The organism is Acidovorax sp. KNOB132 (assembly GCF_057541515.1).
In genome coordinates, this window is record NZ_BAAJYT010000123.1 from 1 (window position 1) to 10,560 (window position 10,560).

General features: G+C 60.6%; 5 protein-coding genes and 1 pseudogene. 4 read left to right on the top strand and 2 right to left on the bottom strand.

All coding sequences use genetic code 11. The features are described 5' to 3' along the window. Positions 1 to 126: 126 nt before the first annotated feature. Positions 127 to 1,368 carry an SfnB family sulfur acquisition oxidoreductase gene (locus AC27IO_RS15340; RefSeq protein ID WP_317351239.1) on the bottom strand — a complete coding sequence of 414 codons (1,242 nt, stop codon included), beginning with the start codon at positions 1,366 to 1,368 and terminating at the stop codon, positions 127 to 129. Positions 1,369 to 1,844: 476 nt separating this feature from the next. Here AC27IO_RS15340 and proA point away from each other — a divergent pair, with 476 nt between their 5' ends. The 4 genes and pseudogenes from proA to AC27IO_RS15360 all read left to right on the top strand — a co-directional run bounded on the left by proA (position 1,845) and on the right by AC27IO_RS15360 (position 9,656). Next, positions 1,845 to 6,860 carry an anti-phage protein ProA gene (proA, locus tag AC27IO_RS15345; protein WP_498739510.1) on the top strand — a complete coding sequence of 1,672 codons (5,016 nt, stop codon included), beginning with the start codon at positions 1,845 to 1,847 and terminating at the stop codon, positions 6,858 to 6,860. Continuing rightward, the gene (locus AC27IO_RS15350) at positions 6,778 to 8,367 is read left to right on the top strand and encodes a DUF3320 domain-containing protein (RefSeq protein WP_498739512.1); all 1,590 of its coding nucleotides are present in this window, start codon (positions 6,778 to 6,780) and stop codon (positions 8,365 to 8,367) included. Before proA ends, AC27IO_RS15350 begins: the two co-directional genes overlap by 83 nt. 182 nt (positions 8,368 to 8,549) lie before the next feature. Further along, positions 8,550 to 8,696 (top strand): annotated as a pseudogene (locus AC27IO_RS15355) (DUF4236 domain-containing protein); the annotation flags it as partial. A gap of 159 nt (positions 8,697 to 8,855) precedes the next feature. Further along, positions 8,856 to 9,656 (top strand): hypothetical protein, encoded by an 801-nt coding sequence (locus AC27IO_RS15360; protein WP_317351244.1) that lies wholly within the window; start codon positions 8,856 to 8,858, stop codon positions 9,654 to 9,656. 225 nt (positions 9,657 to 9,881) lie between these two features. Here AC27IO_RS15360 and AC27IO_RS15365 read toward each other — a convergent pair. Then, positions 9,882 to 10,560, bottom strand: a 679-nt coding sequence (locus tag AC27IO_RS15365) for an ABC transporter ATP-binding protein (protein WP_498739513.1), incomplete at its 5' end; no start/stop codon positions are given.

The window sequence follows — 10,560 nt, forward strand, 5'->3', positions numbered from 1 at the left end:
AGGGCCTCGGTGTCGGTGGCGATGCGATGCGGCGGCCGCGCCGCGGGCAAGGCCGGGGCGGGCTCGGCCGGCGTGGGCGCGGCTGCGAGCGGTTCAATGGATTGCAACAAGGCCATGAGTTCGCTCTCAGTTCCAGGAATGCCGCGCGGGCAGGGCGCCGTTCAGGCGGTGGTTGCCGATCAGGTGCAGCTTCCAGCGCACGGGGTCGTGCAGCGTGTGCACGCGCGCGTTGCGCCAGTGGCGGCCCAGGTTGGGCGCAGCCCGCGTGGCGGCTGAGCCGGCCAGCTCGAACAGCTTTTCGCTCGCCTCCAGCGCGATGCGGGTGGTCAGCACCTTGGCCTCGGCCACGGCCACCGAGGCGCGGGCGCTGTCCTCCGCGCTGAGGGTGGCCTGCGCGGCCAGGGTGTCGAACAACTCGCCGGTCTCGCGCAGCACTTCGCGCGCGGCATGCAGGTCGATCTGCAGGCGCCCCACGTCGGCGATCACGTAGGGGTCGTCGTGCGCATGCTGCACGCCCGAATCCACCCAGGGCCGGGCGCGCTCGCGCACGAAGCGCTGCGCATCGGCCACGGCCGCTTCGGCAATGCCCTGGTCGATGGCCGCCTGCAGCAGCTGCGACGAGGGGCCATAGAGGCCCGGCCGGTCGGCCAGCTGCCACAGGGGCAGCACATCGTCGGCATCCACCGGCACGTCGTCGAACACCACGGTGCCGCTGGCGGTGGTGCGCTGGCCGAAGGCGTCCCAATCGTCCACCACGGCCACGCCCGGCGCATCGCGCGGCACCCAGGCCTGCACGGCGCGGCCCGCGTCGTCGAGCGCCCGCACGGGAATGCGGTGCGCAAACAGCGCGCCCGTGGAATAAAAGCGCTTGCCCGTCAGGCGCAGGCCGTGCGGCGTGGCGCGCAGCCGGGTGCCGCTTTGCAGGATGGTGGCCGCGCCGTCCACCTTGCGCTCGGGCCCCGCATTGCCCAGCCGGCGGCCGGCCAGCACCTCGCCGTAGAAGCGCTGCTTCTGCGCCTCGGTGCCGATCTCGCGCAGCACGCCCAGCACGCCGAAATGGTTCTGCGGAATCTGCCCGATGGACGGATCGGCCGCGTTCAGAATCACAAACACCTCGGCCAGCGTGGCGTAGGACACCTGTGGGCCGCCGTAGGCGCGCGGCACGGTGATGGACCCTAAGCCGCTGGCGGACCAGCGTGTGAGTTCGTCCCAGGGCAGGCGGCGATCGCGGTCGCGCTCGGAGGCGCCGGGGGCGAATTCAGCCGCCAACCGGTGGGCGGCGGCGATGGCTTGCGCATCGGTGGCGATCCGCGCCACGTCGGTGGGAATCTCGGGCAGGTGTTGTTGCAGTGCCGGTCTTGCAGTCATGCCCCGATTGGAGGGCGAGAGGCGGCTGCGTGGTGCGAAGGAATCGGCGCATCGATATGCGGGATTCGTTGGGGGGATTCGCTGCTGGGGAATGCGTTGGAAGAGTTGTCGCTGATGGGCGTTAGGCCGTGTTCGTTGCGGTGGGATGCCACGACACACTGTGGGATTGAGGCGGAAGCGGCCAAGCTCCCGTAAGCCGCTATAAGCGTAAGTCCGCCAACGGCCGCTATGGACGTACCCCATCAACCTGTCATTTGACCAGTAACAGTCAATTAATATTTGTTACAACGTTACCCACGCTTCACAATATGCGGAGCAAAGGAGAACGTACATGACAAGGGAGTCAGGTCCATTGAAAGAGGCTGGTACGCCTGAAAATTCTGTTGTTACAGAGGCGCCACCTCCCACGGTTCGATTGCAGATCAGCGCTGCGAAAAAAACTAAACCTCGCAGCCTTCCAGAACGCGGTACCCGCGTTGCACGAGTTAGTGATCGTCAATGAGACCTTGTCGCTGATCAGCGAGTTGACCGTTCAATTGATTTCCGAGCCGGCCTTCGTAAAGCCTCGCGTCTGGAATGTGGAATCGGTCGGCGCAGGCGAGAGCTATCACCTGCGTGATCTCGACGTTCAGCTGGATGGCGCCCTCCTTTCGCGCTTGACGGAAGCTGAAACAGCTTCTCTGCGCTTCGAATTGCGCAGTCGCAAGCAATCGGATGAAGTTCTTGCAAGGCACGAGTCTGCTGTAGAACTTCTGGCGCGAAATCAATGGGGCGGTATTGGTCACCTGCCAGAGATGGTGGCGGCATTCGTGCAGCCGAACGACCAAGCTATCGACCGGTTGCTCAAAAGTGCCGCCTTGGCATTGCAGACGGGAGGAAGGTCAGGGTCGATCGATGGCTACACCCATGGCTCGAAACGGGCATGGGAGCTGGCGTCGAGTATCTGGGCTGCAGTGCTGCAGCGCAAGCTCAACTACGCGCTGCCGCCCGCCAGCTTTGAGCACGCTGGGCAGAAGGTTCGCAGTCCTTCACAGGTGCTTGATGGTGGATTAGCCACCTGTCTTGATCTTGCGCTGATGTTCGCCGCATGCCTGGAGCAGGCACACCTCAACCCCTTGCTGATATTCACACATGGTCACGCATTTGTCGGTGTATGGCTACGGGACGAAGAGTTTTCTACGTCTGTGGTCGATGACGTCACAGCGGTGAGAAAGCGCTTGAAGCTACAGGAAATGTTGGTCTTCGAAACAACCCTCGCGGCTCAGGGAAAAGCTGTGAGTTTCAGCCAGGCCATCGCCAATGCAAACCGTCAGTTGTCAGAGGAGGAAGAAGACAAGTTTGAACTGGTCATCGACGTGAAGCGCGCGCGCATGTCACGGATCAAGCCGCTGGCTCAGGCGCACGCTACAGCAGAGGCGGTGTCAGTTGAGGCGGAACCAGCGGGAACGATCAGTATTGAGGATGCCCCGGACCTACCAGACGACGCCATCACAGATACGCCGACATCTGAACTTGATCCCAAAGACCGACTGGCCCGGTGGCAACGCAAACTGCTCGATCTGTCTCTACGAAACACACTACTGAACTTCAAGCAGGGTAAGAGAGCTTTGCTGCTGGACGTGGCAGCACCAGAACTGGAAGACACCCTGGCAGAAGGGCAAACAATCAAGCTGCTGCCCAGCCCTGCACTCATGCAAGGGCAGGACCCTCGCAGCCAACAACTACACGAGGCCAGAAGCCTTGAAGACCTCCGCAAAGCGCATGCAAAGGACGCCCTGAAGCGCCGTGAGGTATGCATTCGGCTGGAAGATCAAGAACTGGAAGGACGCTTGGTTGAGTTGTATCGAGGCGCCCGCAATGCGATGCAAGAGGGTGGTTCCAACACACTTTTCATCGCGCTCGGGTTCCTGGTCTGGACCCGCCCTGAAAAGACGGACTCTCGGGTCAAAGCCCCCTTGATCTTGTTGCCCGTCACTCTGAACCGCAAAAGCGCCCGGTCGGGGTTCACGCTACAAGAACATGAAGATGAAGCGTTGTTCAATCCAACGTTGGTCGAGATGCTTCGGCAGGATTTCCAATTGGAGTTGGGTATTGCCGCTGGGGACCTGCCACGTGATGAGTCTGGGCTGGACATCGCTGGTATCTGGAAGCGCGTTCGCAACGCCATCAAAGACATCCGGGGCTGGGAGGTCAGCGAAGACGTTGTACTGTCGATGTTCTCCTTTGCTAAGTACCTGATGTGGAAGGACTTGTCAGATCGCACCGAAGACTTGCGCAAGTCGCCAGTGGTGGCACACCTGATCGACTCGCCGCGCGAACCATACCCATCCACAACGCCCTTCCCCGAGGCCCGGAGGCTGGACACCGAATACCCACCTCAGCAGGTATTCAGCCCACTCCCCGCAGATTCGTCCCAGCTGTCTGCCGTGATGGCTGCAGCCAGAGGCAAGGACTTTGTTTTGATCGGTCCGCCAGGAACCGGCAAGAGCCAGACCATCGCCAACCTGATCGCCCAATGTCTGGCTGAAAACAAGCGCGTACTTTTCGTGGCTGAAAAGATCGCTGCGCTGGATGTCGTCTTCCGCCGCCTGCGCGAAGTCGGGCTGGGGGAGTTCTGCCTCGAATTGCATTCAAATAAGAGTCGTAAGCTCGACGTACTGAGCCAGCTCCAGAAGTCCTGGGAGTCCAAAGGTGAGGTGGACGCTGCCACCTGGGAAGCCAAGGCGCGGCAACTGGGTCAAGTACGCGAGCAGCTGTCCACCTATGTTGAGCGCCTTCACCACCGCCATAGAAACGGTTGGACGATCTTCAAAGCCATCGGGTGTGTCGTTGGAGGCGATGCGTTGCCGGACCTGCGATTCGGCTGGGCATCTCCGCGTGCGCACGACGAGGCTGCACTGACCGAACTGCGCAATCTCGCCGGTAGGTTGCAGGCCAACGCGGCGGCGGTTAATCCTGATCGGTTGCTGACCGGCCCACTGGTGCCTGTGCACGTCACGGAATGGTCCGCCAAGTGGCAACAGGAAATGGTCAGATCCGCGCAAACACTGCAAACCACTTGCCGTGACTTCCAGTCGGCAGTACAAGCCCTCGGGCAAATGCTCAGCTTGGAATGGCCAGCACTGCATCGTCAAACCCGTTCGGCGCTCGGTGTACTCGTCAAGGCCTTGCCTCAAGCATCGGCTCAAGATTGGAGTTTCTGCGCGCTGCCTGAGAGTGAAACCATCTGCGCTGCCTTGAAAACCGGCAATGATCTGCTCGGGCAACACCGGGAAATCTCGTCGAAGATGTCCCCTCCGTGGCAGGCAGAGCTGCAGAATCGCTTGTCCCGAGCGCTCGCCTTGCTCGACACGCACCGAAACCTGCACTCGGAACTCGGAACGCCCTGGCCACCTGCCGTCAGCGATGAAATCGAACGCGGGGTGCAGTTGATTGAGGAAATGAGCCAACTGCGCGCTGGTCTTTCCGTGAAGTACGGATCAGGTGTGGGACAGCTCAATGTGTCGCAGCTGCAGCGCGATTGGGCTAAGGCTGAAAAGGCGCTATGGCCAATGTCTTGGCTGGGCAAGCGAAAAGTGCGCAGCTTGCTTGAAGGGGTCATCGACGGCACCGGTGAGCCACGTGTTGCCGATGATTTGTCTGCGCTCGTGCGCATCAAGGGCCTACGTGAAGAAGTCCAGCAACTGAATCCGGGTGCTGCTGCTGAAGGCTTGTGGGCTGGCATCAAAACTCGGGTTGATCACGCCCGCAGCGCCTTGAAAGCTAACACGGCTCTGCATGCCGCACGTATGCGCAAGCCATTCACGCTGGAGGGCCTGGGCGCAGCTTCAGAGGGGTACTGCGGCGAGCGTTGGACACGCGAGGTCCAACGCCTGAAGAGTTTGTTGGACCTGGATCATGGTTTGGCCGAGTGTGCATCGCTCTCGGAAAGCAGCCATGGACTTTGGCAAGGGCACTACACCGATTCCGCACTTCTTCGCTCAGCGCTCGCATTTGAACGCGAGCGATTGGCCTTGCTTCAAAGGGGCATGTTGCAGGCACCGCATCAGGAGGTGGCCGAAGGGCGATGTGGCCCCGCCCTAAAGCAGCAGCATGAGTGGTTGCAGAGACGCGGTGCGGTGGAGGCACGGCTGCTTTCCATGGCTGGTCTCGCTACCGAATGCCCTGGGGTCTGGAGTGCATTGGATACCGACAGCGACGGGATCGAGCGAGCAATGAAGTTCCATGCTTCACTGAAGACTGGCTTGACCGGTCTTGGTCTGGATCCTTCTGCCGCTGCCGAGGCGTATCGCAGCTTGCATCAGGTGCTCGCAACGCGCCGCTCTGATCTGGGTGACTCTGGAGTGATTGGGCAAGCCTGTCACGGGGTCATAGCGAAGCTCACGGACCTCAACCGCGCGACAGAACAGTTTTGCGACAACGCCGCGCAGCCAGACACCGTCCGTCTTGTGATCGCAGGCCTTGAGCCTGTAGAGTTGGTTGAGATGGCGGTGCAATTGGAGTCTCATCACCACGGCCTGCACGCGTGGTGCGCTTGGCGCCACGCACAGGTCGATGCGCGCAATGCAGGACTCCCTGCACTGGTGGGCGCTATCGAGGTGGGTGACGTGACCCCAGCACAGGTGCCCGCCGCGTTCGAAGTGAACTACGCTCGTTGGTGGCTGGCCGAAGCTGCGGATGAAGACGAGGTTCTCAAGCGATTTGTCTCCGCTGAGCACGAGCTTCGTATCCAGGAGTTCCGCGCCTTGGATGACGAGTTCACCAAAGTGTCCCGCGAGTGGATTCGCGCCAAACTGTGCGCCAACCTGCCGGCAACCGACAACATCCAACGCAACAGCGAGTGGGGCATCCTGCGCCACGAGATCACCAAGAAGAAACAGCACAAACCGTTGCGTCAACTGCTGCAAGAGATTCCGTCGGTGGTGTTGCGGCTGACCCCTTGCCTGCTGATGAGCCCGTTGTCGATTGCGCAGTACCTCTCAGCCGAGGCCAGCAACTTCGACCTAGTTGTGTTCGACGAGGCGTCGCAGATTCCGGTGTGGGACGCCATTGGCGCCATGGCCCGTGGTAAGCAGGTTGTGATGGTTGGAGACCCGAAGCAACTGCCGCCCACCAACTTCTTCGGCCGCAGCGAAGGCACTGACGGTGACGACGACGTCGTGGAGGGCGATCTGGAGAGCATCCTCGACGAGTGCCTGGGTGCCAGCCTGCCCACGCGCAACCTGTCATGGCACTACCGTTCGCGCCACGAAAGCCTGATCGCCTTCAGCAACCACCGTTACTACGGGGGGGGGCCTCGTCACTTTTCCGTCTCCCGTCACCGACGACCGCGCCGTCAGCTTTCACTTGGTGACGGGACGCTACGAGAAAGGGGGAGCCCGAATCAATCAACCAGAGGCACAAGCCCTAGTGGCGGATCTAGTCGGTCGACTCAAGCACCAGGGCTTTCGGGAGTCAGGTCTGACCATTGGTGTCGTGACATTCAACTCTGAACAGCAGGGACTAATTGAAGACTTGCTTGATGCGGAGCGCCGAAAAGACCCTGGCTTGGAACCCTACTTTTCTGAAATGGAGCTCGAACCGGTGTTCGTAAAGAACCTGGAGAGTGTGCAGGGAGACGAGCGAGACATCATGTACTTCTCGATCACCTACGGGCCAGACATGGCAGGTACCGTGTCGATGAACTTCGGCCCACTGAATCGCGACGGTGGTGAACGGCGCTTGAACGTGGCTGTGACCCGCGCCCGGCATGAGCTACGGGTTTTCTCCAGCCTTCGAGGGGAGCAAATGGACCTGTCTCGCACCAAGGCGGCTGGCGTGCGTGATCTGAAGCACTTCCTTGAGTTTGCAGAATTCGGGCCTCGCGCATTGGCAGAAGCGCACCACGGCAGTCAGGGTGATTTTGAAAGTCCTTTCGAAGCCGTTGTGGCCACTGCGTTGGGACGAAAAGGTTGGCAGGTGCACAGCCAGATTGGTGCTTCGTCGTTCCGCGTTGACCTGGGCGTGGTGCACCCGGACTTTCCGGGTCGCTATCTAGCGGGAGTTGAATGCGACGGTGCAACCTACCACCGCTCTGCTACCGCACGCGATCGGGACAAATTGCGCGAACAGGTTCTACGTGGACTTGGCTGGGAAATCGTGCGCATCTGGTCTACTGACTGGTGGGTGAATCCGGGCGGGACCCTGGAGCGTGTTCACGCAGTGCTAACTGAACTGCTTGAGAAAGAACGGGGACAGCGAGCCAGTGAAGCCATCGAGCGACCTGACGATGCAGCCATCGAGCCGAGTGGTACAGATATCAAGCCTAGCCTTGACGTGATCAACGAGACCGAAGCAGCTATTGCACGCGCTGCATCGGGCCTTCGGCTGCCCGCTGTTAGCGCTCCGTTGGAAGCCGCAGCGCAGCCAGAGGTGGTCTATGCGCGCGCGGCATCGCCTTCACCAGTTGCGGAAAACAAGGCCCCTGACGACCAAACAGATCACCGTTTTCAGGCATCGCAACCCAGCGATGCGGTACCCGCCAACACCATCTCTGCTGACTTGTTCTACGAGCCCAGCTATGACGCGGTGTTACAGCAAATGGTCGATTGGATAGTCACCCGTGAGGGACCAGTATTAGATACAGCTCTGGCCCGACGCATCGCGCGGGCCCATGGTTTTCAACGAACGGGTAGCCGGATTCAGGAACGGATCGAGAGGGTCGCGCAACAGCGCTTTAAAGCCACAGAGGAAGCCGGTGGAACCTTCTACTGGCCTCGCGAACTTGAGCCATGCGAGGAAATACCTTTCCGTCGTCCAACAGACGATGAAAGCGCTCGCAGCGTAGAAGAAATCTGCACGGCGGAGCTTTTGTCGCTCGCTCGCTGGGTATTGCACCGAGGGCTCTCAGAACAAGAATCTGTCATAGCAATGGCTCGCGAGTTGGGTATGCAGAGGCTTCGCGAGGCAAGCCGCATTCGACTTGAAACCGCACTCCTGATGGGACGCGAATTCAAGTAGTTTGTAGATGCTTCAGGACATTTCGGAGCTGTGTTAATCCAGAGGGCGTTGTTGCACAAACAGGCGTCATTGCGCTGGTGGCTACGTGCAAAAGAGCAACATGTTTGGCGATTGGACGCGAACAGGTGAAGGACGTAGCCACTGGCCTATCTTTCGCTACAAATCATCAAGAGAGGGACTATATGGGATTGAGTTTTTCGCGCAGCGTCCGATTTGGAGGGGTGCGCTTCAATTTTTCTGGTTCGGGCATAGGGGTTTCGGCGGGCATCAAGGGCTTGCGCGTTGGCACAGGGCCCCGTGGGGCGTACATCAGTGCAGGTGTTGGCGGGTTCAGATATAGAACCAGCTTGGGCGGAAATCGCAAGTCATTTGCGGCGTTAGCTGCGACCGACCAAATGCGCACACCCATGCCGCACGTGTCGCCACCATCTACGCCAGACTCGAACATCGTTCATTCTGTGGAACACGATGTGCAAAGCGTTCTAACCTTGGCCGATTCCAACGGTGACGAACTGCTCGATGCCATGAACGAACAGGCGAAGAAAGTGCAACTCTGGCCATTCGTTGGTGTAGGGCTTCTGCTTCTCTTCATCTGGGGTCGGCAGTTCGTGCAAGGCTGGCCGTCGTGGATAGTGTGGACTCTTTTTTTGCTCGGAGTTGCGCTAACTGCATGGGTACGCCATCGGGATCATATGAAGCGATTGACGGTTCTTTTCTTTGAGCCGGACGACAGGACGACACAGGCGTTCGCTGCCGTTGTCGAGGCAGCAGAGCGGACAGGCTCCATTCACAAGCTTCGCTCCGTTCTAGAAACTTCCATGTACGCAGACTCAAAGTACACAGGTGGTGCGGCGCACGGGTTGAAGTTCGGTAAATCGTACAGTGTGGTAGGTCAAGCGCCGGGGGTCTTGGCCAATGTGGACGTGCCCGTCTTGACAAGTGGCCGAACGACATTGGCTTTCTATCCGGACCGCGTGCTTGCCTTCCAGGGAAAGGCGGTCGGTGCCATCAGCTATGTAAATCTGAATGTAGAGAGCTTCCCATCACAGTTCATTGAGCATGAATCAGTACCTCGCGATGCGACTGTCGTTGAGCACACATGGCAGTACGTGAACAAGAAGGGCGGGCCTGACCGGCGATTTAAAAACAACCGACAGCTCCCTGTCTGCCGATACAACAGACTGCACCTTTCTTCGGGCCACGGCCTCGACGTTCGGCTGATGGGGTCCCGCGATGGCGCGTTCAACGATTTCGCCCAGGCAATTCAACAGCTCGCGCGATTACATTGAAGTGGCTACAGGCAAGAATGGCCTCTTGCCTAAGCTGCTACTACGACAGCAGTTGGCAGATAGCACACGCTTGACGACCAAGGTTGGATGACTGCAATCAGCCTTCAGCAGACTTCGAGGTGAGCTGGGCGTCCTTGATGGACTTGTCCATTCAGCCGGCTGCGCCGCTCCAGTCCGCCTCCACGCCATTAATGATCACGCTGCCCGATTCGGTCAACCGGCAGCTCACGCTGCGAGTGCCTGCGCGCCCTGACCGAAGTAAAAGTGCCTTATTTCGTCCCGCTCCCGCAGCGCATCCGCAGGCCCCGACAGCACCGCCTTCCCCGCATCCAGCACCGTAGCGCGGTCCGCATACTGCAACGCCACCGCAGAGTTCTGCTCCGCCACCAGCAGCGTCAAACCTTCCTCGCGGTTCAGCTGCTTCAACTGCGCGAAGATCTCCTGCACCACGCGCGGTGCCAGGCCCATCGAGGGCTCGTCCAGCACCAGCAGGCGCGGGCGCGACATCAGCGCGCGGCCGATGGCGGTCATCTGCTGCTCGCCGCCGGATGCCAGGCCCGCGGGCGTGCGGCGCTTGTCGCGCAGGCGCGGGAAGAGGGCGTACACCCGCTCCAGGTCGTGCGCGATCTCGCCGCGCCGGGCGCTGCGGCCCAGCGCGCCGGTGACCAGGTTGTCCTCCACCGACAGGCTGGGAAAGCAGTGCCGGCCTTCCAGCACTGGCACCAGCCCGGCGCGCACCAGGGTGGCCGGGCTGGCATGTGCCACGTCCTGCCCGTCGTAGGTGATGCGGCCGGCGGTGACCTGCCCGCGCTCGGCCGGCAGCAGGTGCGACACGGCCTTGAGCGCCGAGCCGCCAGCGCCGGTGGCCTCTGCACCCGCCGAATTGATCCCCGTGGTCGATGAA

Coding starts and splice junctions, on each gene's coding strand:
- AC27IO_RS15340 (WP_317351239.1), bottom strand. CDS start 1,368: ATGACTGCAAGACCGGCACTGCAACAACACCTGCCCGAGATTCCCACC.